26 protein-coding genes are annotated in these 24,227 nt (G+C 72.9%); 17 read left to right on the top strand and 9 right to left on the bottom strand.

The features are described from left to right. Positions 1 to 39 precede the first annotated feature (39 nt). Positions 40 to 240: a hypothetical protein gene (locus tag E3Z34_RS04905; protein ID WP_134772705.1), complete on the bottom strand. Its 201-nt coding sequence runs from the start codon at positions 238 to 240 to the stop codon at positions 40 to 42. Between the two features lie 51 nt (positions 241 to 291). Further along, on the bottom strand, positions 292 to 657 hold the full coding sequence (locus E3Z34_RS04910; protein WP_158288603.1) for a DUF4282 domain-containing protein: 366 nt from the start codon (positions 655 to 657) through the stop codon (positions 292 to 294). Between the two features lie 71 nt (positions 658 to 728). Between E3Z34_RS04910 and miaA the strand changes: the two genes are divergently transcribed. From miaA to E3Z34_RS18135, 6 genes are all read left to right on the top strand, one after another. Then, positions 729 to 1,730 (top strand): tRNA (adenosine(37)-N6)-dimethylallyltransferase MiaA, encoded by a 1,002-nt coding sequence (gene miaA / locus E3Z34_RS04915; RefSeq protein ID WP_134772707.1) that lies wholly within the window; start codon positions 729 to 731, stop codon positions 1,728 to 1,730. A 60-nt stretch (positions 1,731 to 1,790) separates the two neighbouring features. Next, positions 1,791 to 2,240: a hypothetical protein gene (locus E3Z34_RS04920; protein ID WP_134772708.1), complete on the top strand. Its 450-nt coding sequence runs from the start codon at positions 1,791 to 1,793 to the stop codon at positions 2,238 to 2,240. A gap of 3 nt (positions 2,241 to 2,243) precedes the next feature. Beyond that, entirely contained in the window at positions 2,244 to 3,308 is a 1,065-nt protein-coding gene (locus E3Z34_RS04925; RefSeq protein WP_134772709.1) for an alpha/beta fold hydrolase, read from the top strand. A gap of 39 nt (positions 3,309 to 3,347) precedes the next feature. Further along, positions 3,348 to 4,166 carry a beta-ketoacyl-ACP reductase gene (locus tag E3Z34_RS04930; protein ID WP_134772710.1) on the top strand — a complete coding sequence of 273 codons (819 nt, stop codon included), beginning with the start codon at positions 3,348 to 3,350 and terminating at the stop codon, positions 4,164 to 4,166. A gap of 95 nt (positions 4,167 to 4,261) precedes the next feature. Further along, positions 4,262 to 4,564, top strand: a complete 303-nt coding sequence (locus tag E3Z34_RS04935; protein ID WP_134772711.1) for a hypothetical protein — start codon at positions 4,262 to 4,264, stop codon at positions 4,562 to 4,564. 159 nt (positions 4,565 to 4,723) lie between these two features. Beyond that, positions 4,724 to 6,460 carry an alpha/beta fold hydrolase gene (locus E3Z34_RS18135; RefSeq protein WP_238695352.1) on the top strand — a complete coding sequence of 579 codons (1,737 nt, stop codon included), beginning with the start codon at positions 4,724 to 4,726 and terminating at the stop codon, positions 6,458 to 6,460. Between the two features lie 249 nt (positions 6,461 to 6,709). Here the strand turns inward: E3Z34_RS18135 and E3Z34_RS04945 are convergent, their stop codons facing one another. Together E3Z34_RS04945 and E3Z34_RS04950 are read right to left on the bottom strand one after the other, a co-directional pair. Continuing rightward, positions 6,710 to 7,198, bottom strand: coding sequence for a helix-turn-helix domain-containing protein (locus E3Z34_RS04945; RefSeq protein WP_202977020.1), 489 nt, complete (start codon positions 7,196 to 7,198; stop codon positions 6,710 to 6,712). 19 nt (positions 7,199 to 7,217) lie between these two features. Then, positions 7,218 to 7,874, bottom strand: a complete 657-nt coding sequence (locus tag E3Z34_RS04950) for a class I SAM-dependent methyltransferase (protein WP_134772712.1) — start codon at positions 7,872 to 7,874, stop codon at positions 7,218 to 7,220. Positions 7,875 to 7,985: 111 nt separating this feature from the next. Here E3Z34_RS04950 and hflX point away from each other — a divergent pair, with 111 nt between their 5' ends. From hflX to E3Z34_RS04970, 5 genes are all read left to right on the top strand, one after another. After that, positions 7,986 to 9,503: a GTPase HflX gene (hflX, locus tag E3Z34_RS04955; protein ID WP_134772713.1), complete on the top strand. Its 1,518-nt coding sequence runs from the start codon at positions 7,986 to 7,988 to the stop codon at positions 9,501 to 9,503. A gap of 46 nt (positions 9,504 to 9,549) precedes the next feature. Continuing rightward, on the top strand, positions 9,550 to 10,524 hold the full coding sequence (locus E3Z34_RS20090; protein WP_420818974.1) for a hypothetical protein: 975 nt from the start codon (positions 9,550 to 9,552) through the stop codon (positions 10,522 to 10,524). A gap of 296 nt (positions 10,525 to 10,820) precedes the next feature. Then, entirely contained in the window at positions 10,821 to 12,203 is a 1,383-nt protein-coding gene (locus E3Z34_RS04960; RefSeq protein ID WP_420818985.1) for an MGH1-like glycoside hydrolase domain-containing protein, read from the top strand. 37 nt (positions 12,204 to 12,240) lie between these two features. Next, entirely contained in the window at positions 12,241 to 12,993 is a 753-nt protein-coding gene (locus tag E3Z34_RS04965) for a response regulator transcription factor (protein WP_238695354.1), read from the top strand. After that, a complete protein-coding gene (locus tag E3Z34_RS04970) occupies positions 12,990 to 14,120 on the top strand; it encodes a sensor histidine kinase (protein ID WP_134772714.1) in 1,131 nt (376 codons plus the stop codon). Before E3Z34_RS04965 ends, E3Z34_RS04970 begins: the two co-directional genes overlap by 4 nt. 54 nt (positions 14,121 to 14,174) lie before the next feature. On the opposite strand, the gene E3Z34_RS04975 is transcribed toward E3Z34_RS04970, so the two are convergent. From E3Z34_RS04975 to E3Z34_RS04990, 4 genes are all read right to left on the bottom strand, one after another. Then, on the bottom strand, positions 14,175 to 14,969 hold the full coding sequence (locus tag E3Z34_RS04975; protein ID WP_134772715.1) for a DUF2202 domain-containing protein: 795 nt from the start codon (positions 14,967 to 14,969) through the stop codon (positions 14,175 to 14,177). Positions 14,970 to 15,061: 92 nt separating this feature from the next. Next, positions 15,062 to 15,682 carry a hypothetical protein gene (locus E3Z34_RS04980; protein ID WP_134772716.1) on the bottom strand — a complete coding sequence of 207 codons (621 nt, stop codon included), beginning with the start codon at positions 15,680 to 15,682 and terminating at the stop codon, positions 15,062 to 15,064. Between the two features lie 120 nt (positions 15,683 to 15,802). Further along, entirely contained in the window at positions 15,803 to 16,429 is a 627-nt protein-coding gene (locus E3Z34_RS04985; RefSeq protein WP_134772717.1) for a response regulator transcription factor, read from the bottom strand. Beyond that, positions 16,426 to 17,931, bottom strand: a complete 1,506-nt coding sequence (locus E3Z34_RS04990; protein ID WP_134772718.1) for a sensor histidine kinase — start codon at positions 17,929 to 17,931, stop codon at positions 16,426 to 16,428. Before E3Z34_RS04990 ends, E3Z34_RS04985 begins: the two co-directional genes overlap by 4 nt. Before the next feature lie 121 nt (positions 17,932 to 18,052). On the opposite strand from E3Z34_RS04990, the gene E3Z34_RS04995 reads away from it, so the two are divergent. After that, positions 18,053 to 18,412 carry a carboxymuconolactone decarboxylase family protein gene (locus E3Z34_RS04995; protein WP_134772719.1) on the top strand — a complete coding sequence of 120 codons (360 nt, stop codon included), beginning with the start codon at positions 18,053 to 18,055 and terminating at the stop codon, positions 18,410 to 18,412. Positions 18,413 to 18,454: 42 nt separating this feature from the next. Beyond that, positions 18,455 to 19,288: a formate dehydrogenase accessory sulfurtransferase FdhD gene (gene fdhD / locus E3Z34_RS05000; RefSeq protein WP_134772720.1), complete on the top strand. Its 834-nt coding sequence runs from the start codon at positions 18,455 to 18,457 to the stop codon at positions 19,286 to 19,288. 99 nt (positions 19,289 to 19,387) lie between these two features. Here the strand turns inward: fdhD and E3Z34_RS05005 are convergent, their stop codons facing one another. Beyond that, entirely contained in the window at positions 19,388 to 19,681 is a 294-nt protein-coding gene (locus tag E3Z34_RS05005) for a YciI family protein (protein WP_202977021.1), read from the bottom strand. Between the two features lie 247 nt (positions 19,682 to 19,928). Between E3Z34_RS05005 and E3Z34_RS05010 the strand changes: the two genes are divergently transcribed. The 4 genes from E3Z34_RS05010 to arsB all read left to right on the top strand — a co-directional run bounded on the left by E3Z34_RS05010 (position 19,929) and on the right by arsB (position 24,199). Then, positions 19,929 to 20,252, top strand: coding sequence for a DUF1801 domain-containing protein (locus tag E3Z34_RS05010; RefSeq protein ID WP_134772721.1), 324 nt, complete (start codon positions 19,929 to 19,931; stop codon positions 20,250 to 20,252). A gap of 53 nt (positions 20,253 to 20,305) precedes the next feature. Further along, positions 20,306 to 22,504 (top strand): ATP-dependent DNA helicase, encoded by a 2,199-nt coding sequence (locus E3Z34_RS05015; RefSeq protein WP_134772722.1) that lies wholly within the window; start codon positions 20,306 to 20,308, stop codon positions 22,502 to 22,504. After that, complete coding sequence (locus E3Z34_RS05020; RefSeq protein WP_202977022.1) at positions 22,501 to 23,031, top strand: DUF952 domain-containing protein; 531 nt, start codon at positions 22,501 to 22,503, stop codon at positions 23,029 to 23,031. Before E3Z34_RS05015 ends, E3Z34_RS05020 begins: the two co-directional genes overlap by 4 nt. Before the next feature lie 61 nt (positions 23,032 to 23,092). Then, positions 23,093 to 24,199 (top strand): ACR3 family arsenite efflux transporter, encoded by a 1,107-nt coding sequence (gene arsB / locus E3Z34_RS05025; RefSeq protein ID WP_134772723.1) that lies wholly within the window; start codon positions 23,093 to 23,095, stop codon positions 24,197 to 24,199. Positions 24,200 to 24,227 lie beyond the last annotated feature (28 nt).

The following is a 24,227-nucleotide window of genomic DNA, read 5'->3' on the forward strand; positions in this document are numbered from 1 at the left end:
ACCGAGGGTACGGCGTGCGCCCCGGCGGGGCGCGCAGGCTCAGACCGGCTCGTTGCGCTCGCCGGGGGAGGGCTCGGCGGTGGTCGCCAGATCCTCCCCCTCGACCACGCTCTCGACCTCGGTCCCCGGGGCCGTCGTCAGCTGGTCGTCCTCGGCGTTGTCGCTGGTGCCGAAGTCCCCGCCGACGAAGTGGCCCTCCTCGGGCTCGGGCTGCTCGGGAGACGTGGGGTGCTCGCTCATGACCGTCACCCTGTCGCAGTCCGGGCCGACCGGCAACCGGGGCCTCCCTGCTCAGAGGGTCCGGGACGGGCCGTGGTGGACGTCCTCGCTCAGACGGATCACCGCGTAGTAGAGCTCCAGGCTCATCCGCACGAAGGCCAGGTAGAACAGGCCGAGGATGGGCGCACCGATCAGCTGGACCAGGCCGAGCACGGGGGAGGCGCCGAACTCTCCGCTGAAGTGCCGGAACGACGTCAGGAAGAGGAACAGGGTGAACAGGGCGATGAGGACGGTGCCGACGATGTAGACGATCTTGACGATCTTGGGGGTGACGAAGTGGTTGAAGTTGAAGTCGAAGAGGGCCTGGAAGAAGCCCGCGCCGTTGTTGTCGACGGCTCGGCCAGGGGTGGCCTGGGGGTGGTCGGGGGTGCTGGACATGGGGTCTCCGATCGTCGTGCGAGAACCCCGGTAGCGCCGATGCCCCCGGGCGCGGTGCCAGGATGTCAGACATGACGACATCGGGAGCGCACCGACCAGGCGTGTCGGCGCACCCGTCCGAGCGGCGACAGGTCGTGGCCGTCGTGGGGGCCACCGCGACCGGCAAGTCGGACCTCGGCCTGGCGCTCGCGCAGGAGCTGGGCGGCGAGGTCGTCAACGCCGACGCCTCGCAGCTCTACCGGGACATGGACATCGGGACGGCCAAGCTCGGGCCGGAGCAGCGGCTCGGCATACCGCACCACCAGCTGGACGTGCTCGGGGTGCGCGAGGAGGCCAGCGTCGCGGCATACCAGGCCTCCGCACGGGCGGACCTCGCGGCGATCCGGGCGCGGGGGGCCGTGCCTGTGGTGGTCGGGGGGTCCGGGCTGTATGTCCGGGCGCTGCTGGACCGCCTGGAGATTCCGCCGACGGACCCCGGGGTGCGGTCCCGGTGGGAGGGGGAGCTGGCCCGGGTCGGTCCGCAGGCGCTGCACCGCCGGCTCATGAGCCTCGACCCGGTGGCGGCGGGGTCGATCGAGCCGGGCAACGGCCGGCGGGTCGTGCGAGCCCTGGAGGTGATCGAGCTGACCGGCAGGCCCTTCAGCGCGACGATGCCGACCCGCGAGCTGGTCGAACCGACCGTCCTGCTGGGGCTGCGCACCGAGCGACGGGTGCTCGACGAGCGGATCGCCGCCCGGGCGGCGCGGATGTGGGAGCGCGGTCTGGTGGAGGAGGTCCGCGAGCTCGAGCGGCACGGGCTGCGCGAGGGGCGCACGGCCCCCCGTGCGGTCGGCTACGCCCAGGCCCTGCGGCAGATCGACGGCGAGCTCACGCAGGACGAGGCGGTGGCGGACACCGTCGTCGCGACCCGGCGGCTGGCCCGTCGGCAGGAGAGATGGCTCGGTCCCGACCCGAGGATCCGGTGGCTGGACGCGGACCTCCCGGGGCGGCGGTTGCTCGAGCAGGCCCTGGCTCTCCTGGACGCGGCGCCGCCGGCCCGGGACGCCAGGGCGGGCGTGGGCACCGGCAGGTAGTCTTCCCCCAGAACGCGAGGCACAGGGCCGCAACGGTCCTCGACCGAAGGGATGGCTGTCATGGCCGACGAGGCGGACGCCACCGGGACCCAGCAGTTCCGGCGGCAGCTGGATGACTTCCTCTCCACCGCCGCCCCCGGGCTCGAGGAGGTCACGACCTCCAAGGCCTTCGGCACCATGCTGGCGCAGGCGGTGGGCAACATGGTGGCCCTCCACCGGATCGGCAATGACGTGCTCGACCTGGCGATCCGCAACGTCCGCCTCGCCGGGCGCGCCGACGTCACCACGCTGCACAAGCAGCTGGCCCGCACCGAGGACAAGCTCGAGCACGTCCTGGAGGTCGTCGAACGGCTCGAGGACGAGCTGGTCGCCGAGCGCCGGCGCAACGCCTCGGTGGCGCAGGCCCAGGCCGCGGGCGACGGGGACGACACCGACGAGACGCCGCCGACCACCACCCGCACCACCCGTCGCGGCAGCGGCACCCGGCGGACCACCGGTCAGGACGGCTGAGCCGTGCAGTCGCTCGTGCGGCAGCTGATCAAGCTCCCGGCCAACCTGCTCGAGTACTCCAACATCCGGCTCACCACCGCGGACGCCGTCGTCGGCTCCAGCGCCAAGGACGTCGTCTGGACCTATCGCAAGACCACGCTCTACCGCTACCGCAGCAGCAACCGGACCCACCCCGTGCCGGTGCTGCTCACCTTCGCGCTGATCAACCGGCCCGACATCTTCGACCTGCGCCCGGGCAACTCCTTCGTCGAGTTCCTGCTCGATCACGGCTACGACGTCTACCTCGTGGACTGGGGGTATGCCGACGAGGAGGACGACGACCTCGGGCTGGGGGACTACGCCCTCAACTTCCTGCCCCGGGCGGTCCGCGAGGTGTGCCGCACGAGCGGTGCCGAGGAGATCTCGCTGGTCGGCTGGTGCATCGGTGCCGCCCTGTCGAGCATCTACCTCGCGGTCACGCCCGACGCGCCCGTCCGCAACTGGGTGCCGCTGACGATGCCCTTCGACTCCTCCAACAGCACCTACCAGACCTGGCTGGGCAGCGACGAGATGGACCCGGACTGGCTGGTGCAGCACGCGGCGTACCTCCCCGGCGGCGCCGTCGACATCACCAACAAGCTCATGAAGCCGGTGCCCAACCTGGTGGGGACCCCGCTGCGGCTGTGGCGCCAGGTCCAGGACGGCACGGTGGACAAGGCCGCCTACCAGCCGATGGCCAAGTGGGTCGGGGACAACCCCAACTTCTCGATCACCGCCTTCTCCCAGTGGGTCACCTGGATCTACAAGGAGAACCGCCTGGCCACGGGGCGGCTGCGGGTGGACGGCAAGCTGGTCGACCTGTCCCGGATCACCCAGTCGACGCTGGTCGTGACGGCCTCCGCCGACCACATCGCGCCCCGGCACGGCACGCTGCCCCTCTTCGACGTCCTGACCTGCGAGGACCTCGAGCACCTCGACGGGGTCGGGGGCCACATCGGCCTCATGGCCGGCTCCCGTGCCCGTGGCGAGATCTGGCCCCGCATCGACGAGTGGCTCGCCCCCCGCAGCCAGGCCGAGCCCCGCGCCTGAGACCACGACATACCCCATCCCCCACCGAAGGAGTTGCAGATGACCACCGACCAGGGTTCACGTCGCACGGGGAGCAAGCTGGCCGACCGGGTGGCTCTCGTCACCGGGGGCACGCGCGGCATCGGGGCGGCGATCAGCCGCAGCCTCGCCGGGCAGGGCGCCACCGTCGCCATGGGTTACGGCCGCGACCACGAGCGGGCCCAGGAGTTCCTGGCCGAGCTGCAGCAGACCTACCCGGACGGGGCCTTCTCGGTCCACCCCGGCAACGTCGCCACCGCCGACGACTGCCGCCGGACCATCCAGGACGTCATCGACACGCACGGCAAGCTCGACATCCTGGTCAACAACGCCGGCATCACCCGGGACCGCACCGTGCTGAAGATGGAGGACGACGACTGGGACTCCGTCATCCAGGTCAACCTCTCCGGCACCTTCTACATGGCGCAGGCCGCCCTCAAGCACATGCTGGAGCGCGGGACCGGGCGGATCGTCAACGTCTCCTCGATCATCGGTGAGGTCGGCAACATCGGGCAGGCCAACTACGCCGCGTCCAAGTCGGGGCTCTTCGGGCTGACCAAGACCCTGGCCCGCGAGGCGGTCTTCCACCTGGAGCGGGCCGGCAAGCTGCAGGACAACTCGATCGGCCTGACCGTCAACACGGTGACGCCGGGCTACGTCAACACCGAGATGGTCGAGGCGGTGCCGGAGAAGGTCCTGGACAAGATCAAGACCAGGATCCCCATGGCCCGGCTGGCCGACCCGGAGGAGATCGCCCGTGTGGTCCACTTCCTCTGCGCCGACCGGTCGTCCTACATCACCGGCCAGGTATGGGGTGTCAACGGCGGCATGGACATGTGACCCAGGCGATTTGCACGTGTTAGCTAACTCCTGCTAACGTTGTTCTCGTACCGGGCGGACCATCCGCCGAGGACCACGCAGAAGGAGGGCCCACCATGGCCAGCACCACCACCACGCAGACCGCCCAGAAGCTCGCCCAGGAGACCACCCGCCAGTTCGAGCAGGGTGCCGAGCGGGTCAAGGAGTTCAACGCCGGTCTCGTCGAGTCCACCAAGTCGGCCACCCGCGTCGGTGTCGACAACTACGAGAAGGCCGCCAAGAGCGTCTTCGACCTGCAGCGTCAGATGGCCGGCACCAGCCAGGTCGAGTGGGTCACCTCCGTGGCCAACACCCAGATCCAGCTGGCCGAGGACATGACCGCCGCCTGGGCCAAGGCCGCGCGCGAGCTGCTCAAGTGAGCCCGGGGGCCTAGCGCCCCCCTCACGCCGACGGCCCTGCCCCATCGGGGCAGGGCCGTTCTCGTGTCCGACCGGCGATCCACGGCCCCCGGGTCTATCGTGGATCAACCCGTGGTCGTCGGCGCCGTGGCCCACGACCGTCCGCTCCCAGGAGGACCTTTGCCCAGCACCCTCACCCCCACCGTCCCGTTCGGCGTCGTCGACTCCATGGTCTCGGCCACCGTGGGGTCGTGGACCTCCATGGCCCGCGCCGGCCTGGACTACTGGTCGGGAGCCCTGGCGCGCCGGGCCACGCCGTTCGACCTGGGGCAGGACCTCACCTCGTGGTTGGCGGTGATGAACGACCGCGAGCGGCCGCAGTGGGCCAACGAGCACACCGTCGCCCGGGAGTGGCCGATCGCCCGGTTGCGCGACTACTCGACCGCCGACGCCGATGCGGGCATGGTCGCGACGATCATCCTGCCGCCCCAGGCGGGGCACGACTCCTCGATCGTCGACTACAGCCCGACGCAGAGCCAGGTCATGACGGCCCGCGACAACGGCTGCCACCGGATCTTCGCCCTGGAGTGGGTGGGGGCGACGTCGGAGACCAAGGACACCAGCATCGAGGACTTCATGCAGCTTCTGCGTGAGGTCGTCGAGCTGGTCGGGGGCAGGGCCAACCTCGTCGGCGACTGCCAGGGCGGCTGGCTCGCCACGATCTTCACCGCGCTGCACCCCGAACTGGTCAACAGCCTGGCCATCGCCGGGGCCCCCATCGACTTCCACGCCGGCGAGCCGCTCATCCACGACTGGGTGCAGCTGCTGACGCCGCGGGGCGACATGAACTTCTACCGCTCCGTCGTCGCCGCCAACGATGGGGTCCTGCCGGGGAGCTTCCTCCTGCACGGCTTCATGACGCTGCAGCCGGACCAGGAGCTGGACCGCCAGCTGCAGCTGCTGGCCAACCTGCACGACCCCGCCCACGTGGAGCGCTACCGCCGCTTCGAGAACTGGTTCCAGTGGACCCAGTCGCTCCCCGGGGAGTTCTACCTCTGGGTCGTCGAGCACCTCTTCGCCGGCAACGAGCTCATCCGGGGCGAGCTGGTGGTCGAGGGCCGCACGGTGCAGCTCGCCGACATCACCTGCCCGCTGTTCCTCATGGCGGGCGAGACCGACCACATCACGCCCGCGCCGCAGGTGTGGGCGCTGGCGGACCACGCGTCCACCCCCGAGGACCAGGTGGGCCGGCAGTCGTCGACCGGCGGGCACCTCGGGCTGTTCATGAGCCACGAGTCCCTCGAGCGCCACTGGTCGATCATCTTCGCCGAGATGGCCGCCCTCTCCAGCCCCGGCGCGGACGTGCCCCAGGAGCTGACCGACGAGCCCACCGGGCACGGCGAGTTCGTGGTGGACGTCGTGACCACCCCGCGCCCAGCAGTCCGGGCCAGGCGCTCGAGCACCCGTAAGGCGGCCGCCGCCACCCGGGCCGCCACCAAGCGTGCGCCCCGGGCCAAGGCTGCAGCCCCGTCCGCCGCCGCGACGGAGGCCCCGGTGACGGAGGCGTCGGTGACGGAAGCCTCGGTGACGGAAGCCTCCGCGAAGCGGGCCGCCGCGACAGGGGCTTCGGCGACGGAGGCCCCGGCGAAGCCCTCCACGGTGGGGGAGCCCGCGCCCGCCCAGGACACACCCGCTCCCCGTGCCCGTCAGGCCACCTCCACCGGCAAGGCCGCGGCGGACAAGCCGGCGCCTCGTGCCCGCAAGGTCGCGTCGTCCGGCACGGCCACCGCGGACAAGCCGGCGCCTCGTGCCCGCAAGGCCGCGCCCCGCAAGGCCGCCAGCAAGCCCGCCTCCGCTGCCCGCAAGGCCGCGCCCCAGCAGGAGAAGCTCACGGACGAGGCCGGCCCGCAGGCCTGAGCCGCGGGGCCGGGGGGTGCCCGGACCGCCGCCGGTGTCAGCAGGACCAGCAGCGTCAGCAGCTGCGACCGTGGTTCACCACGGCCGATAGACAAGGAAGATCGCGATGGACCACGTTCTCGACTTGGTCCATCGCGATCTTCCTTGTCTATCCCGGCCGGCCGCCCCTGCGCCGGGGCGTCGGGGCGACTGGATCCCCGTCCGGCCGCCCCTGCGCCGGGGCGTCGGGGCGACTGCATCCCGGCGGCGTCAGGACCCGTCATCCACCTCGGTGTCCTGCGCCCCGGCGCCGCTGCCCGGCGCCTCAGGACCGGCGCCGCTGCTCCGCGCCTCGGCCTCGCTGCCCGGCGCCTCAGGACCGGCCCCGCTGCCCCGCGCCTCGGCGCGGCCGGCCCCGGCGGCAGCGGCGTTCGCCCGCACGAAGGACCGGTAGATCTCGGCGAGCGAGTCGCGCTGGCCAGGCGTGAGCTCCTCGGCGCCCTCGATCGCCGTCAGCAGGTCGGTGTGCTCCACGTCCTCGGCGCCCTGCTCGTAGAGCTCCTCCACGCTCATCCCCAGCGCGGTCGCCAGCCCGGCGGCCACCGCCTCCGACGGCGCGCGCAGCCCTCGCTCGATCTGGGACAGGTAGGGGTTGGAGATGCCCACCATCGTCGACACCTGGCGCATCGACAGGTCGGCCATCTCCCGCTGCTGGCGGATCAGGGCCCCCATGAAGTTCTTCTGCCGCTGGCTGACCATGGATCCAGCCTAGGCCAGGCTAGGTGCGGGTGACCCGCAGGACGCGGAAGCCCCCGCTGGAGGCCACCCGTTCGACCGCGACCGGGCCCATGAGGCCGGGAAGGGTGGCGCGCAGCCAGGTCTGCAGCGAGTCTGCGCCGAGGTTCTTCTGGACGACGAGGTAGGCCGCGGCTCCCGCCACCCCCGACGGTCCAGGGGCCACCGGCTCTTCCGACAGCCGCGGGAGCCACGTGGTGAGCAGGTCGTGCAGCACCGCCTTGCCGACCCGGATCGGCGGGTTGGACCAGATGAGGTCGAAGCGCGTGCCCGGGTCCACGTCCTCGGGCGTCCCCGCCCGCACCCCGGTGCACCCCAGCGACGCCGCGTTGCGGCGGCACAGGTCCAGGGCGCGCTCGTTGACGTCGACGGCGTGCACGGTGGCTGCCGGTGACTCCAGCGCCAGCGTCAGCGCCAGCGGACCCCAGCCGCACCCCAGGTCCAGGAAGGCCCCCGTCGCGGGTGGTGCGGGAGCCTCCTTGAGCAGGACCCGGGTGCCCTTGTCGATGCCGTCGGGGGAGAACATCCCGGAGGCCGTGACCACCTCCACGTCCTGACCCGCGAGCCGCACGGGCACCCGGCGGAGCTCGGCCGGCGACGCCGGGCGGGCGGTGAAGTAGTGGTCCTGCTGCTCGTCCATCGCGGGCAGTCTAGGGCCGGTCCGGGCAGAAATCGCTCGCGCCCGGCGTTGACTGGTGAGACGCTGGGTCGAGCCCGGCGCACCGCATACCGGTCGGACCCGAAGGAGACCATGGCCCAGCCCCACCGCTCAGCCCCCCGCACCAGCACCCCCCGCGAGAGCGTGCTCGACCGCCGTGCCGAGGCGCTCTCGGACAGCCAGATCGAGCTGCGTGAGCACGAGTGGGGCGAGGAGGGTGGCCTCGACGTCGACGGCGACCAGCTCGAGCGCGAGGAGCGGGCGGCCCTCCGGCGCATCCAGGGGCTGTCGACCGAGCTCGAGGACGTCACGGAGGTCGAGTACCGCCAGCTGCGCCTGGAGCGGGTCGTCCTGGCCTCGGTGTGGGAGGACAACGGGCAGGACACCCTCGAGGACGCCGAGAACTCGCTGCGTGAGCTGGCCGCCCTCGCCGAGACCGCCGGCTCCACCGTCCTGGACGGCGTGATCCAGCGTCGGCTCAAGCCGGACCCCGCGACCTACCTCGGCTCGGGGAAGGCCGCCGAGCTGCGCGACATCGTCGCCGCCGAGGGCGCCGACACGGTCATCACCGACGGTGAGCTCGGACCATCGCAGCGACGCGCGCTCGAGGACGTCGTCAAGGTCAAGGTCATCGACCGCACGGCCCTCATCCTCGACATCTTCGCCCAGCACGCGAAGAGCCGGGAGGGCCGCGCCCAGGTCGAGCTGGCCCAGCTGCAGTACCTCCTGCCGCGGCTGCGCGGCTGGGGCGAGTCGATGTCCCGTCAGGCCGGCGGCCGGGTGGCCGGAGGTGAGGGCATCGGCTCCCGCGGGCCCGGTGAGACCAAGATCGAGCTGGACCGGCGACGCATCAACTCGCGGATCGCCAGGCTGCGCCGCGAGATCAAGGACATGAAGACCGTCCGGGACACCAAGCGCTCCTCCCGCAAGGCCGGCCGGGTGCCCAGCGTGGCGATCGTCGGCTACACGAACGCCGGCAAGTCCTCCATCCTCAACCGGCTCACGGGTGCCGGCGTGCTGGTCCAGAACCAGCTCTTCGCGACCCTGGACCCGACCGTGCGCCGGCACGAGACCGAGGAGGGGCACACCTACACCCTGGTCGACACCGTCGGTTTCGTCCGGCAGCTGCCGCACCAGCTCGTCGAGGCCTTCCGCTCGACGCTCGAGGAGGCCGCGGACGCCGACGTGCTCCTCCACGTCGTCGACGGGTCCCACCCCGACCCCGAGGGGCAGGTGGACGCCGTGCACAAGGTCCTCGCCGAGATCGAGGACGGTCGGGCGCTGCGCATCCCGGAGATCATCGCGGTCAACAAGGCCGATCTCGCGGACGAGGAGACCCTCGCCCGGCTGCGGCACGCCTACCCGCACGTGGTCGTGGTGTCGGCACGCACCGGGCAGGGTATGCCGGAGCTGCTCGCCGCGGTCGAGGGGGCGCTGCCGCGCCCCGAGATCCTCGTCGACGTGCTCGTGCCCTACTCCCGGGGTGACGTCGTCACCCGCCTCCACGACGAGGGCGAGGTGCTGAGCGAGGAGCACACCGGCGAGGGCACCCGCATCAGCGCGAAGGTCGACGAGGACCTGCACGGCCACCTCGGGGAGTTCGCGGTCTGAGGCCCGCCCTTCCGGGGGGCCGGTGGCGTGCACTTAGGCTGGTCCGGTGACCGCTGAGCACCGACGACTGGCCGAGTCCGACGACCCCACCGCGCCGTGGCGGCGGTGGGGTCCCTACGTCTCCGCGCGGCAGTGGGGGACGGTCCGGGAGGACTACTCGGCCGACGGGGACGCCTGGGCGCACTTCCCCTTCGACCACGCGCACCGGCGGGCCTACCGGTGGGGTGAGGACGGCATCGCCGGCCTGTGCGACGTCGACGGGCACCTCAACCTCGCGGTGGCGATGTGGAACGGTCGCGACGACCGGCTCAAGGAGCGGTTCTTCGGGCTGACGAATCCCCAGGGCAACCACGGGGAGGACGTCAAGGAGTACTGGTGGCACCTCGAGGGGCTGCCCACCCACTCCTACGCCAGCTCCCTCTACCGCTACCCGCAGGCGGCGTTCCCCTACGAGGAGCTGCTGCGGGTCAACGGCGAGCGGGGGGTGGAGGACCCCGAGCACGAGCTGGCGGACACCGGTGTGCTGGACCAGGACCGGTTCTTCGACGTCGTGGTCACCCACGCCAAGGCCGCTCCCGGCGACATCGTCGTGGAGGTCACCGCGACCAACCACGGGCCGGAGGCGGCGCCGCTGCACCTGCTCCCGCAGGTGTGGTTCCGCAACACCTGGTCGTGGGGCCTGGACGAGCGTCGACCCGTGCTGTGGCGCGACGACGTGGCGGCCCGGGACACCGGCACGGTCGTGGTCCGGGGGGAGCACCACGAGCTCGGTGCGGTCCCGTGCGGGCGGACGGTGCGCCGCGGACGGTCTTCTGCGACAACGACACCAACCTGGCGGCTCTCTACGGCGAGGACGCGGTGCCACCGGGGCACACGGCATACCCGAAGGACGCCGTGGACCGGACCGTGGTGCACGGTGAGAACGCCGGCAACCCCGACCAGCGGGGCACCAAGATGGCGTTCTGGTGGTCCTTCGACGCGGTGGCCCCGGGGGAGAGCGTCACCGTGCGGCTGCGGCTGACGGAGGGTGACGGAGCGGCGCCCGACGCCCCCGCTGACGATGAGGTCCTCACGCAGCGCCGGCAGGAGGCCGACGACTTCTACGCCGCGGTGCTGCCGGAGGGCACCGTCCCCGAGGACGCCCTCGTGGCGCGCAGGGCCTTCGCCGGGCTCCAGTGGTGCAAGCAGCTCTACCTGTATGACGTGACCCGCTGGCTGGCGGGCGACCCCAGCCAGCCACCCCCGCCGCCCGAGCGCGCGGAGCGGGGCGGGCGCAACACCAGCTGGCAGCACGTCAACCTGGCCGAGGTCATCTCGATGCCCGACGAGTGGGAGTACCCCTGGTTCGCCACCTGGGACCTGGCCTTCCACTGTGTCGCCTACGCCCACGTCGACCCGTTCTTCGCCAAGTGGCAGCTGCTGCTGATGTGCCGCGAGTGGGCGATGCACCCCAACGGCCAGCTGCCTGCGTACGAGTGGAACTTCTCGGACGTCAACCCGCCGGTGCACCCCTGGGCGGCGTGGCAGGTCTACTGCATCGACGGGTCCCGCGACCGGGTCTTCCTCGAGCGGGTCGTGCTCAAGATGCTGCTCAACTTCCCGTGGTGGGTGAACCGCAAGGACGCCGACGGCAGCCACGTCTTCGAGGGCGGGTTCCTCGGGCTGGACAACATCGGCCTGTTCGACCGCTCCGACCCGCTGCCGGACGGTCAGCGGCTCGAGCAGGCGGACGCCACGGCCTGGATGGGCCTCTTCTGCCTCAAGATGCTCCGGATGTCGATGGAGCTGGCGCGCGAGGACCCGGCGTGGGACGAGGTGGCCACCAAGTTCCTCGTGCACTTCCTGTCGATCGCCCAGGCGATGAACGACATCGGCCGGGGCCACGCCAGCCTCTGGGACCCTGAGGACGACTTCTTCCACGACATCCTCACCACCGAGGACGGTCAGGTGCACCGTATGCCGGTGCGCTCGATGGTCGGCCTGCTGCCGCTGTCGGCCGTGGCCATCGTGCCCAACTGGGTCGTGGACGAGCTGCCCGACCTCACCGAGTTCTTCGACGGGTGGACCCGCCGGCGACCTGAGCTGCAGGACGCGCTGCTCCACACCAACCACGAGGGCTTCGCGCTGCGGACCCTGTCGATGGTCGACCGTCGCCAGTGGCGCGCGGTCGTCGCGCGGATGCTCGACGAGGGGGAGTTCCTCTCGCCGGGCGGCCTGCGCTCCCTCTCCGCCGCCCACCGCGACGGCGTGCAGGTGCGCGTCGGCGGGTCGGACCTGTCCCTGGCCTACGTGCCGGGCGAGTCCGACTCGCGGATGTTCGGCGGCAACTCCAACTGGCGGGGCCCGGTGTGGCTGCCCGTCAACGCCCTGCTCACCGACGCGCTGCGCACCTACGGGCGCGGCGCCGGCGTGGGTCGACCGGTGGAGTACCCCACTGGCTCCGGTGAGGAGCTCCCCATCGACGAGGTGGCCGCCCGGATCGAGCAACGCCTGGTCGGGCTGTTCCGTCCCGGGGCGGACGGTCGGCGCCCCTCCACCCCGGTGCACCACCCCTCCGGGCCGTTGTGGGACGCCCACCCGACCTTCAGCGAGTACTTCGACGGCGACTCCGGCGTGGGCCTGGGCGCCTCGCACCAGACGGGGTGGACCGCGCTCGTGGCCCACTTCGTCTGTGCTCCGGACGGCATCGCCAACCGCTGACCTGGGCCGGGAGGCGCGGAGTAGCCTGAGGGCGGAGGTGAGCGGCGTGATCCGCACCGCGCTCGTGGTGGACGACGAGCCGCAGATCCGCGCCCTCCTCGCCGCCTACCTGGCCCGGGACGGCTTCGAGGTGCGGGAGGCCGGGACCGGCGCCGAGGCGCTGCGGCAGGCCACCCTGCAGCCGCCGCCCGACGTGGTCCTCCTGGACGTCGGGCTGCCCGACCTCGACGGCATCGAGGTGCTGCGCCGGCTGCGCCGGGACAGAGACCTCCCGGTCGTCATGGTCAGCGCGCGGACGGAGGAGGGCGACATCCTCATGGGTCTGGCGGCAGGGGCGGACGACTACGTGACCAAGCCCTTCCGCCCGCGGGAGGTGGCCGCGCGGGTGGCGGCCGTGCTCCGCCGGGCCGCACCCGCCCCGCAGGCCGATCCGGGGCAGCCGGAGGAGGTGCTGTCCTTCCCCGGCCTGCAGGTCGACCGGACCCGGCGCGAGGTGCGCCGGGACGACCGGCTGCGGGAGCTCTCGGCCCTCCAGTTCGACCTGCTGTGGACGCTGGCGGAGCACCCGGGCCGGGTGTTCACACGGGACCAGCTGCTCCAGCGCGTCTGGGGCTACGACCATGTCGGCGACGAGCGGGTCGTGGACGTCCATGTGCGCAGCCTGCGGCGGGCCCTGGACGACGACGCGACCGCCCCCCGCTTCGTGGGCACCGTGCGGGGCGTGGGCTACAAGTTCCTGCCCGCGAGGGTGGCGTCGGACCCGGTGCCGCGGTCGGGGCAGCAGCCGTGAGCCGCTGGCGGTCGCTGCGGACCCGGCTGGTGCTGTCCCACGTCCTCGTCGCGCTGGCCTCCGGACTGGTCACGGCGGTGGTCGTGCGCCTCGTCGCGCTCCAGCGGTGGGACCGGGTCTCGGGTATGCCGGGGGGCGCCCGGCACGGGGGTCCCGCTGCGCCGGGCGGGATGGCGGGCTTCCGGGCCGAGTTCGTCGACAGCGTGGACCGCGCGGTGCTGGCGGGGGTGGTGGTGGGTCTGCTCGCGGCCGTCGGCCTCGGTGTCCTCGCCGCCCGTCGGACCGCGCTGCCGCTCGAGCAGCTGCGGTCGGTGACCCGCGAGCTGTCCCTGGGCCGCTACTCCGTGCGGGTCCCGCGACCGACCACGACGGAGCTGGCCGACCTGGCCGACGACGTGCGCCGGCTGGGCGAGCGACTCGGGGAGACCGAGGCCCGGCGCGCCCGGCTCATCGGTGAGGTGGCGCACGAGATGCGCACCCCGCTGACCGTGACCCGGGGGTATGCCGAGGCGATGCTCGACGGGGTCGTGCCGGCCGACGAGGTCGGGCTGGGGAAGGTGATCGACCAGACCCGTCGGCTGGAGCGGCTGGCCGAGGATCTCAGCAGCCTGTCCAGGGCGGAGGAGGGGCGGATGGACGTGCGGACGGTGCCGGACGCCGACCTGGGGGTCACAGTGCGCGGGGCCGTCGCGGCGGTGCAGGCCACCGCGGCCGCCCGGCAGGTGCACCTGTGCACGACGGCGCCGGCCTCCCTGCCCCTGCCCCACGATCCCGACCGGATCGCCCAGGTCGTGACCAACCTGCTGACCAACGCGGTGCGGGCCAGCGGGGCAGGGGACACCGTGGACGTGCGGGTGACGGCAGGGGACCCGGCCGTCGTCGACGTCCTCGACCGCGGCGTCGGACTGCAGCCGGGGGAGGAGGAGGCGGTCTTCGAGCGGTTCTACCGGGGGGACCGCTCGGGCCAGGACGACGGCTCGGGCATCGGACTGACCATCGCCCGGGCCCTGGCCCGGGCGCACGGAGGAGACCTCGTCGCGAGCAGCGCAGGTCCGGGGACCGGTGCCCGGTTCAGGCTCACGCTGCCCGCCGGTGGCCTCTCGGGGGCCGGGGCGTCGGCGACCTGAGCGCAGCAGCATCGAGCGGGCGGGCACGGTGCCCGTGCCCGCCCGGTCCTCCTCTCAGGCGTCGTCGGTGTCCGCGTCGGCGTCGTCCGTGGTCGTCATCGGGCAGTCGCCCGTGCCGTCACCACGGTGGTGGCCGCCGCCGCCCCTGGCGTCCATTCCAGGGCCGCCGTGCCCGTCGGGACCCTGCCGCATACCCGGACCGCCCTGACCACCCTGCCCGCGCTGCCCCGGCTGCATCCGTGGGCCGGGGCCGCCCGGGCCGCGACCGTCGCCCGTCATCGCGGGCAGCTCGCCGGCCGCTGCGGCTTCGAAGGCCGCCAGGTGGTGCTCGGAGGCGGTGAGCAGGTGGCCCAGCACCCGGTCGACGTCGGCGTCGTCGATCGCGTCGATGGTGGACCTGAGATGCTCGATGTCGGCCGTCTCCAGCTCGATACCGACCTCGAGGGCCGCCTCGGGGCTGGTGAGTCCGCGCTCGAGCCAGTCGTCGTACATCGCCTGGATCTCGGCGTTCTCGAAGTCGCCGGGCACCACGTCCTCGGGCAGCGTGCCGCCCTTGAGGGTGATGAGCCGGGCCAGGGCGTCGTGATGGCGCTGCTCGGACCGCTCGATGGTGACGAACGGTGCGAGCCCGTCGTGGGCCTCGCCGAGCTCGTCGTAGAGGTCGCGGGCCATCCGCTCCTCCTCGAGGTTGAACTGCAAGGTCTCCAGCACCTCGTTGGTCGCCGTGGTGGGGCTGCCGTCGTGCTGCGTGTCCCCGCTCGCCGCGAGCGCGGCGCCGGTCCCGAGGACGAGGGCGGTGCCGACACCCGTCGCCAGCAGCGTGCTCATGAACCTGGTCCTGGTGGTCATCGGTGGATCCCTTCTCTGGTGGCCTGCTCCTGAGTCAACGCCCTGACCGTGAAGGACCGACGATGTCGTCCGTGAAGGTTCGATGAAGCCGGTCAGGCGGTGGCAGGCGCCGGCGACACGGGGGCCGGGGACCGTCCGGGGAGCAGCCGGAGGGCGACCAGACCCAACCCGACGGCCAGGAGGCCGGCGCCGATCGGGCCGAACCCCGACACGGCGGCCGCCCCCACGGCCATAAGCACGCACCCGACCGTGCTGTGCCCTGCCCGCCGCAGCACCACGGCCACCACGACCATCGCCACGGCGAAGGCCACCCAGATGCCGATCGAGACCGCCTGGAAGGCGCCACCCGGGATGTCCAGCAGGTTCGGCTGCACCTGGGCAAGCCAGGGCGCCACGAAGCCCTGGGCGAAGTGCGTGGTGGCCTGACCGGCCAGCGCCAGCTGCGCAACGGGGACGAGCCAGGCGGGCGGCGTCCGCCGTGGGCCGACACGCAGCAGCGGTGGCATGAGCACGAGGAGGGCGGTGACCAGCACCCAGCTGATGCGCTGGGTGAGCGCGAAGGCGGGGTTGGCGGCCGTCTGGGAGAACAGCTCGGCCGGCGCGAGCAGCCACGCCGGGCTGAGGACCAGTCCGTTGACGGCTAGGCCGGCGCAGACCGCGACGACGGCGGTCAGGACGTTCCTGCTCGGGTATGCGGTGGGCTGAGTGGTCATGACAGGTCCTCCTACGACGGTGGCCGGGTCGGTCTCGGCCGTTCGCTCCCACTCTGGTGATCCCGGTTTCCCGGGCGACAGGGTCGCGGGTCCCGACCTTCGCCTCCCGCCCGTGCCAGCTCAGCCCTGCGTCACGTCCCGTGCCCGGGCGACGAGCTCGGCCCGCGAGCGTGCCCCGGTCTTGGCCAGCAGCGCGCTGACGTTGTTCTGCACCGTCTTGACCGACAGGAACAACCGACGGGCGATCTCGTGGTTGGACAGGCCCCTGGCCACAAGCGCGAGCACCTCGTCCTCCCGGGTCGAGAGGCCGGGGATCGCCGGGCCGCCCTGCAGGGTCCGCCGCCGCACGGCCTCGCCGACCGTGCCGCCGAGCACGGTGTCCCCCTCGGCCACGCCGCGGACGGCGCGAGCGACGGCGCCGTGCCCGGCTCCCTTGAGGACGTAGCCGCGCACCCCCGCCGCGAGCGCCCGGGCGACGGTCGCTGGGTCCTCGTGCATCGTCAGCGCCAGCAGCCCGACGTGCGGGCGGGTGCGCGACAGCTCGCGGGCGGCGTCCACCCCGTCGAGCACCGGCATGTCAAGGTCGAGCACCACGACGTCCACCTCCAGTCCGTCCTTCAGCAGCTGCAGCAGCTCCATACCGTCCGCCGCGACGCCCACGACTTCGATGTCCTCCGCGCTGTCGAGCAGCAACTGCAGGCCCTCGCGGAACACCGGGTGGTCGTCGGCCACAGCGACCCGGATCACCGCAGCGCTCCCGGGACCGTCAGCCGCACGGTGCAGCCGCCCTCGACCGCCTCCTGCACCGACAGCTCCGCGCCGACGGCCGCCGCGCGGCGCGCCATCCCCCGCCGGCCGGTCCCCTCGACCGAGCCGGTGAGCCCACGCCCGTCGTCGTGGACCCCGACCTCCAGGCGGTCGCCCACGACCGCCAACCGCACCCGCGCGCCGGCTCCGCCCGAGTGGCGGGCCGCGTTGCGCACTGCTTCGACCACGACCAGGTAGGCCGTCGCGGCCGCCCGTTCATCCAGGTCGGGCAGCGGGTCGGGGTGCAGGGAGACGGTGATCGGGAAGGTGTCGGCGTAGACGCCCACGTGCTCGCTTACCGCCGCCCCGAGGTCCTGGTCCTGCAGGGCGGCCGGGCCCAGGTCGTCGATGAGGCGGCGGACCTCGCCCAGCGCCTCCTCGGTGGTGGTGCCGATTGAGGCGAGCAGCTCGTCGATCCTTCCGGTCTCCCCCCGGGCGAGCAGGTTGCGGGCCGCCTCGGCACGCATGGAGAGCGACCCGAGGGCAGGCCCCAACGAGTCGTGCAGCTCCCGCCGCAGCCGCTCCCGCTCCTGCAGCCGGGCGGCGTGGAGGCGGTCGTAGCGCACGCGCAGGTCCAGGCCCCAGAGCTGGTCCCGGACGACGGCCGCCCCCACCGCGACCGGCAGCAGCAGGAAGGCCACGCCCTGCAGCACCGCTCCCGCCTCGGCCAGGAGCGCCAGGGGTGCGGCGACGGCAACCACGAGCGCGGCCAGGGCCAGCCAGCGCAGGGCCCGCCGGTCGCGCTCGCCGGCCCGGCGCCATCGCAGCACCGGGGCCGCGCAGGCCAGCACCACCAGACCCGGGAGCACCGCGAACAACCCGCTGAGGAGCGGGGAGGAGATGCCCTCCAGAACCCGGACCCCCAGGGGGTTGGGAAGCGACTCCAGGGCCGGCGCACCCAGAGGTCCGGGCAGGACCGCGGTGGTCAGCGTCGTCAGCCCGGTCCACGCCAGCACCAGCGCCTCCGCCACGCGCCAGCGGCGCCCAGGCAGGCGGCCGTTGGGGAAGCGCAGCAGCATGATCGTGGTCAGGCCCTGGGCGGGGACCCAGATCCAGTTCGTGAGCCACCCCGCCCACAGGGCCAGCTCGTGCCCCCGTGCCAGCAAGGTGAGTGCGGCCAGCAGCGCCAAGGGCCCGGCCACCCAGGCCGCGGCCGACCCGAGCATGAGCCAGGCGATGGGTTCGCGCGGCCGGTGACGCGCCAGCGTCGCCCCGGCGAGCGCGAGGCCAGCCATACCGATCATCTGCAGGACGAACGAGACGGTGCTGTTGAAACCCTCGACCCCCTCCGTGGCCCCGGCGGCCAGGAGGGCCAGGACCGTCGCCACGCCGGCGACCGTCGCCACCAGGCCTGCGACCGCGACCGGCCGCAGCCAGGTATTGGCCGGGGGGCGATGGCCGTCCAGCCGCCCCGGCACCGCGATCGCGGAGGCGTCGGTCACGGCCTCACTGTAGGGCCGGGCGCTCCCGGACGGCAGGGGTCGATCTCCCGGTCGGTTCGGGAAACCTTCTCGTCGGTTGATACCCTGAGGGGTATCCCCACCGTCTAGAGAAGGACCCCAGATGACCCACGGCAAGAAGGTGCTCGACGACCTCCGGGACCCCGCACGCACGCTGCGTGCAGCCATCCCGGACGTCTACGCGGGCTTCGCGGCGACCCACAAGGCCGCCCTCGCCGGCGGTGCGCTGGACACCCGCACCAAGGAGCTCATCGCCCTGGCCATCGGGATCGACCAGAAGTGCGACGGCTGCATCGCCTCGCACGCCCGGGGTGCCGCCCGCGCCGGGGCCACCCCCGAGGAGGTGGCCGAGACGATCGGTGTCGCCATCCTCATGGCGGGCGGACCGAGCTCGGTCTACGGTCCCCGCGCCTACGAGGCCTTCCTGGAGTTCCACGCGCAGTACTCCTCCTCCGAGGGCTGACCACCCGGCCGCCGGGCCCGCGCCCGGCCTACGCTGGCGGGCATGACCCGCGTCACGCAGCGCCGTCGCGTCACCCGGCTCACCGCCGGGGGCGCGGCACGGACCCGCGCGGACGTGGTCGCGGGGGAGGAGCCGCTGGAGATCCGGGTCGACGGTCGGGCCCTCTCGGTGACGATGCGGACGCCCGGTCACGACTTCGACCTCGTCGTGGGCTTCCTGCACGGCGAGGGGCTGCTGCGCTCGTGGGACGACGTGGCACAGATCGACTACCGGTCCGGGATCGGGCCGGACGGGTTGCGCGACTACAACGTCGTGGACCTCACCCTGGCCGAGGGGGTGCCGGCGCCGAACCTCTCGCTGGAGCGGCACGTCTATACCTCCTCCTCCTGCGGGGTGTGCGGCACCGCGTCGATCGAGTCGGTGCGGCGCTCCGGCGCCCATGACCTCCGGGGCGACACCGCGGCCCACCCCCTCGCCGACCTGCTCTCCCTGCCCGACCGGCTGCGGAGCGAGCAGGTCCTCTTCGACCGGACCGGCGGGGTGCACGCGGCCGGTCTCTTCGTCCCCGGTGAGGGCGGCCTCGAGCTGGTCTGCCTGCGGGAGGACGTGGGCCGGCACAACGCCGTCGACAAGGTCCTGGGCTGGGCGCTGGGGGAGCGGGGTATGCCGTTGCCCGGCACGGTCCTCCAGGTCTCCGGGCGGGCGTCCTTCGAGCTCGTCCAGAAGGCCGCGCTCGCGGGAATCCCGGTCCTGTCCGCCGTGTCGGCGCCGTCCAGCCTCGCGGTGGAGCTGGCAGAGGAGGTCGGTATGACGCTCCTCGGCTTCAACCGCGGGGCCTCTGTCAACGTCTACACGGGCGGCCACCGCGTCGCCTGACAGCTCCTGGCGAGCAGGGGGTACAGCGCCAGCCGGCGACCCGCGCGCCAACCGCATCCCGAGCCGGGTGGTCAGCGCCGCTGGCCACCTCCTCGGCCCTCACCGGCGCAGCAGCGCCACCCGCATCTCCCGCAGCTCCCCGGTCACCACGCCCCGGGCGATCGCGGGGTCGGACTCCATGAGGGCCCGCGCGGCGGTCTCGTCCGGTGCCTCGAAGACCGTGATCCCGGTGTTCACCGGCCCGAGCGTCGGGCCGGCGAGGATGACCACCCCCTGCTCGGTGAGACGCTGCAGGTGGGCGAAGTGCTCGGCGAAGACCGACTCCTCCTGCGGCGTCATGGTGTCCGCGAAGTGCTCGCGCGGCGGGTGCAGGAAGTAGATCCACTGGGCCACGCAGGTCAGGCTAGCCCCGCCCGCGCCCGCGCGGCGCGCATGCTGGGGCCGGGGAGGCCGCGAGCTCGGCTGCCCCGGTGGCTCGTGCGGCGCGAGCTCTGTTCCGGCCGTGGGGCGGTGGTCCATGCCAAGGTGGGCTTATGGCAGGCCGCGCACCCAGGACCGTCCCCACCGATGTGCCACCGGAGGCGTTCCTGGAGACCCTGGACGGCAGACGGTCCGGGGAGGGCGGGTCCTGCTCGACGTGATGCGGGAGGCCACCGGTGTCGAGGGCGTGATGTGGGGCCCGTCGATGGTCGGTTACGGGTCGGCGCGCTACCGGTCAAGTAGTGGAGCCACCGAAGGCAGGTGGTTCCGGGTGGGGTTCTCGCCGCGCAGGGCGAAGCTCACGTTCTACGGGTTGCAGGGCCATCCCCGCAGCGAGGAGCTCCTCGCCCGGCTGGGGCCGCACACCCTCGGGGTGGACTGCGTCTACGCCAACCGTCTGGATCAGCTGGACCTGGAGGTGCTGCGGGAGCTCATGGAGCACGCCTTCGTCGACGTCACCACGGCGGAGGTCGCCGACGGCTGAGGGCTGTGGACGGTGCCGTCGGAGGGTGGGCGGCACCGCATACCCTGAGACCCATGCCTGCCGTCCCCGACCTCGACACGATGCTCCGTGCGGCCGTGGCCGCGGTCGGGGGGACCGAGCGTCCCGGTCAGGTGAGCATGGCCAGGGCCGTGGAGCGCGCGGTGGAGCAGGAGGAGCACCTGCTGGTCCAGGCCGGCACCGGCACCGGCAAGTCGCTGGCCTACCTCGTGCCGGCGATCGCGCACGCGATGCGCACGGGCAAGCCCGTCGTCGTGGCCACGGCGACCCTCGCCCTGCAGGCGCAGATCGTCGACCGTGACCTGCCGCGGATCGCCGACGCGCTGGCGCCGCTGATGGGGCGACGGCCGACGTTCGCCCTGGTCAAGGGTCGGTCCAACTACCTGTGCGAGCACAAGCTGGTCGGTGGCTTCCCGGACGAGGACGACGACTCGCTGCTGTCGGTGGGGTCGGTCGACCGGGAGCGGGGGCGGCTGGGCGGCGAGGTGGTGCGGCTGCGGGAGTGGGCCGAGCTCACCGAGTCCGGCGACCGCGACGAGCTCGTGCCCGGGGTGAGCAACCGGGCGTGGCGGCAGGTCTCCGTCACCGCCCACGAGTGCCTCGGGAGCAAGTGCCCCGTGGTGGCCGACTGCTACGTCGAGCGCTCCCGGGCCGCCGCGACCGAGGTCGACGTCATCGTCACCAACCACAGCTTCATGGCCATCGACGCCTTCGAGGGCCGCTTCATGCTGCCCGAGCACGACCTGCTCATCATCGACGAGGCGCACGAGCTCACCGACCGCGTCACCTCGACCATCACCGACGAGCTCACGGCCTCCAGCGTCTCGGTCGCGGCCCGCCGCGCGGGCAAGGGTGAGGCGGCGGCCCGGCTGGCGGAGACCAGCGACCTCGTCGCGGCCGCGCTCGAGCAGCTGCCCGAGGGTCGCTTGCAGTCGATGCCCGAGCGCCTGGTGACCACGATGCAGCTGGTCCTCGACGCGTCGCGGGCGGCGCTGTCGGAGATCAAGCCGGAGAAGGGCGCGGAGGTCGACGGGGCCCGGCAGATGGCGCTCGCCGCGGTCCAGGACGTCTTCGACACCAGCGAGCGGGTGCTGGAGGACCGGGAGCTGGACGTCGTGTGGATCACCCACGACCAGCGGCGCGGCAGCGTGCTGCGGGTTGCACCGATGAGCGTGTCCCTGCTCGTCCGGGACAAGATCTTCGCCGAGCGAACCGTCGTCCTCACCTCCGCCACCCTTGAGCTGGGCGGCACCTTCGACGCCGTCGCGGGCACGATCGGCCTGCGGGGGGCGGGGTCACCGACGTGGAAGGGGCTCGACGTCGGCTCGCCCTTCGACTACCCCCAGCAGGGGATCGCCTACGTCGCGGCCCACCTGCCCCCGCCGGGCCGGGACGGAGCGAGCCCGGCGGTCTTCGACGAGATCGAGGAGCTGGTGCGGGCGGCCGGTGGACGCACCCTGGGGCTCTTCAGCTCGCGGCGCGCCGCGGAGGCCGCGGCCGAGCAGATGCGGGACCGGCTGGCGGACACCGGGATCCGCATCCTCTGCCAGGGTGAGGACCAGATGCCGACCCTGGTGCGGGACTTCGCCTCGGACGCCACGACGTGCCTGTTCGGGACCATGTCGCTGTGGCAGGGCGTGGACGTGCCGGGGTCCGCGTGCCAGCTGGTGCTCATCGACCGCATCCCCTTCCCCCGCCCGGACGACCCGCTGTCCTCCGCCCGGACCGAGGCGATCGGCCGGATGGGCGGCAACGGGTTCATGGCGGTCTCCGCGACCCACGCGGCCCTGCGGCTGGCCCAGGGTGCCGGTCGGCTGATCCGCCGCGGGGACGACCGGGGGGTCGTGGCGTTCCTCGACTCCCGGATGATGAGCGCGCGCTACGCCGGCTTCCTGCAGCGCTCGCTGCCGCCGTTCTGGCCCACCAGCGACAAAGAGCTCGTGCTCGGTGCCCTGCGTCGTCTCGACCAGGAAGCCCCCGACGTCGTGCCGGTGGTGCAGCCCGGGGCGCGGGGTATCGGCGGGGCACCGCTGCCCACCGACGAGGTCCCCGTCGCCCGGTCACCCCGCACCGCGGTCACCGGTGGGCACGCCTGGACCGACGAGCAGGACGAGGAGCTGCGCGACGGGGTCGGCTCGGGCGTCTCGCTGGAGGAGCTCTGCGAGCACCTGGAGCTGGCGCCGGACCTGGTCACAGCGCGGATGCACCAGCTGGGCCTGGAGGTGGGTGCGTGAGCGGCGGTCCCGCCGGGCCCACCGACGGCCTGGGCCCGGAGGGGAATGGGTGGGACGACGCCGCGAGCCCGGCAGCGGCCCTGGGGGACGACGCCAGCACGCCGACCGACCCGCCCGAGGACCGGCCGTTCTGGCACCTCGCCGAGCTGGTCCACTGGGAGGCCGCGGTGCGCCGGGGCCGCTACGAGCGCTCCACGCTCGGCGCGTCGCTGCAGCAGGTCGGCTTCATCCATGCGGCCTACCCGGAGCAGCTGGCGGCCGTCGTCCGGGCCCACTTCGCGCGCTGCGCGGACCCGCTGGTGGTCCTGGAGATCGACCCGGCCCGGCTGCGCGAGCACGGGACTGACGTGCGGCTCGAGTCCGGCGACCCATCGGATCCCTCCGGCGACCGCTACCCCCACATCGTCGGCCCGCTCCCGCTCGATGCGGTGACCCGCACCCGCCCGGCCGTTGTCGCCAGGGGATGGCTCGACCTGGGGCCCTGGGAGTCCGTCGGGGGAGTGAGTCGCGAAGCCGGGTCGGATTGACATCGGTCGATGTCCTGCACGACGATGAGGCATAGACAGTCGTCTATAGATCGGATCCACCATGAGCCACGGGCCCGCCACCGTGACGACGCGCGACACCGGACCGGCCGGGCACCTGTCGACGACCGACAAGTACCTCCCCGTCTGGATCGGCGCCGCGATGCTGGCCGGTCTGCTGCTGGGCCGGCTCGTGCCCGGCCTGGGGTCATGGCTCGGCGCGGTGGAGATCGAGGGCATCTCGCTGCCGATCGCCCTGGGGCTGCTGGTCATGATGTACCCCGTCCTGGCGAAGGTGCGTTACGACCGCCTGGACACCGTGGTCGCCGACCGGCGGCTGCTGGTCAGCTCGCTGGTGCTCAACTGGGTGCTCGGCCCGGCGCTGATGTTCGCGCTGGCCTGGATCTTCCTGGCCGACCTGCCGGAGTACCGCACGGGCCTGATCATCGTGGGCCTGGCGCGCTGCATCGCGATGGTCGTCATCTGGAACGACCTGGCCTGCGGGGACCGGGAGGCCGCCGCGGTCCTGGTCGCCCTCAACTCGATCTTCCAGGTCGTCGCGTTCGCCGGCCTGGGCTGGTTCTATCTGTCGGTCCTCCCCGGGTGGCTCGGGCTGGACCAGGCGGCGCTGGACGTCAGCCCCTGGCAGATCGCCACGTCGGTGCTCATCTTCCTCGGGATCCCGCTGCTGGCCGGCTACCTGTCCCGGGTCTGGGGCGAGCGGGCGCGCGGGCGGCAGTGGTACGAGGAGCGCTTCCTGCCCGTCGTCGGCCCGTGGGCGCTGCGCGGGCTGCTCTTCACGATCGTGCTGCTCTTCGCCCTCCAGGGTGACCGGATCGTCTCCCAACCCCTGGACGTGGCGCGGATGGCGGTGCCGCTGCTGCTCTACTTCGGCCTCATGTGGGGCCTGGGGTTCGTCCTGGGTCGGGCTCTGGGGATGTCCTACGAACGCACCACCACCCTGGCCTTCACCGCAGCCGGCAACAACTTCGAGCTGGCGATCGCGGTGGCGATCGCGACCTTCGGGGTCACCTCGGGCGAGGCGGTCGCGGCCGTCGTCGGCCCCCTCATCGAGGTGCCGGTCCTCGTCGGACTCGTCTACGTCTCCCTCGCCCTGCGTCGCTCCTTCCCCACCCGCGCCGTCCCCGCTTCCCGAGAGGCCACGTCGTGACCGGCACCGCGAGACCCACCGTCCTGTT

This window comes from Ornithinimicrobium flavum (assembly GCF_004526345.1).
Lineage (GTDB): Bacteria > Actinomycetota > Actinomycetes > Actinomycetales > Dermatophilaceae > Ornithinicoccus > Ornithinicoccus flavus.

What these genes read in the sequence shown, in the direction of transcription:
- E3Z34_RS04905 (WP_134772705.1), bottom strand. Translation starts at nt 240, where the DNA reads ATGAGCGAGCACCCCACGTCTCCCGAGCAGCCCGAGCCCGAGGAGGGC.
- E3Z34_RS04910 (WP_158288603.1), bottom strand. Translation starts at nt 657, where the DNA reads ATGTCCAGCACCCCCGACCACCCCCAGGCCACCCCTGGCCGAGCCGTC.
- miaA (WP_134772707.1), top strand. Translation starts at nt 729, where the DNA reads ATGACGACATCGGGAGCGCACCGACCAGGCGTGTCGGCGCACCCGTCC.
- E3Z34_RS04920 (WP_134772708.1), top strand. Translation starts at nt 1,791, where the DNA reads ATGGCCGACGAGGCGGACGCCACCGGGACCCAGCAGTTCCGGCGGCAG.
- E3Z34_RS04930 (WP_134772710.1), top strand. Translation starts at nt 3,348, where the DNA reads ATGACCACCGACCAGGGTTCACGTCGCACGGGGAGCAAGCTGGCCGAC.
- E3Z34_RS04935 (WP_134772711.1), top strand. Translation starts at nt 4,262, where the DNA reads ATGGCCAGCACCACCACCACGCAGACCGCCCAGAAGCTCGCCCAGGAG.
- E3Z34_RS04945 (WP_202977020.1), bottom strand. Translation starts at nt 7,198, where the DNA reads ATGGTCAGCCAGCGGCAGAAGAACTTCATGGGGGCCCTGATCCGCCAG.
- E3Z34_RS04950 (WP_134772712.1), bottom strand. Translation starts at nt 7,874, where the DNA reads ATGGACGAGCAGCAGGACCACTACTTCACCGCCCGCCCGGCGTCGCCG.
- hflX (WP_134772713.1), top strand. Translation starts at nt 7,986, where the DNA reads ATGGCCCAGCCCCACCGCTCAGCCCCCCGCACCAGCACCCCCCGCGAG.
- E3Z34_RS04960 (WP_420818985.1), top strand. Translation starts at nt 10,821, where the DNA reads ATGCCCGACGAGTGGGAGTACCCCTGGTTCGCCACCTGGGACCTGGCC.
- E3Z34_RS04975 (WP_134772715.1), bottom strand. Translation starts at nt 14,969, where the DNA reads ATGACCACCAGGACCAGGTTCATGAGCACGCTGCTGGCGACGGGTGTC.
- E3Z34_RS04980 (WP_134772716.1), bottom strand. Translation starts at nt 15,682, where the DNA reads ATGACCACTCAGCCCACCGCATACCCGAGCAGGAACGTCCTGACCGCC.
- E3Z34_RS04995 (WP_134772719.1), top strand. Translation starts at nt 18,053, where the DNA reads ATGACCCACGGCAAGAAGGTGCTCGACGACCTCCGGGACCCCGCACGC.
- fdhD (WP_134772720.1), top strand. Translation starts at nt 18,455, where the DNA reads ATGACCCGCGTCACGCAGCGCCGTCGCGTCACCCGGCTCACCGCCGGG.
- E3Z34_RS05010 (WP_134772721.1), top strand. Translation starts at nt 19,929, where the DNA reads ATGCGGGAGGCCACCGGTGTCGAGGGCGTGATGTGGGGCCCGTCGATG.
- E3Z34_RS05015 (WP_134772722.1), top strand. Translation starts at nt 20,306, where the DNA reads ATGCCTGCCGTCCCCGACCTCGACACGATGCTCCGTGCGGCCGTGGCC.
- arsB (WP_134772723.1), top strand. Translation starts at nt 23,093, where the DNA reads ATGAGCCACGGGCCCGCCACCGTGACGACGCGCGACACCGGACCGGCC.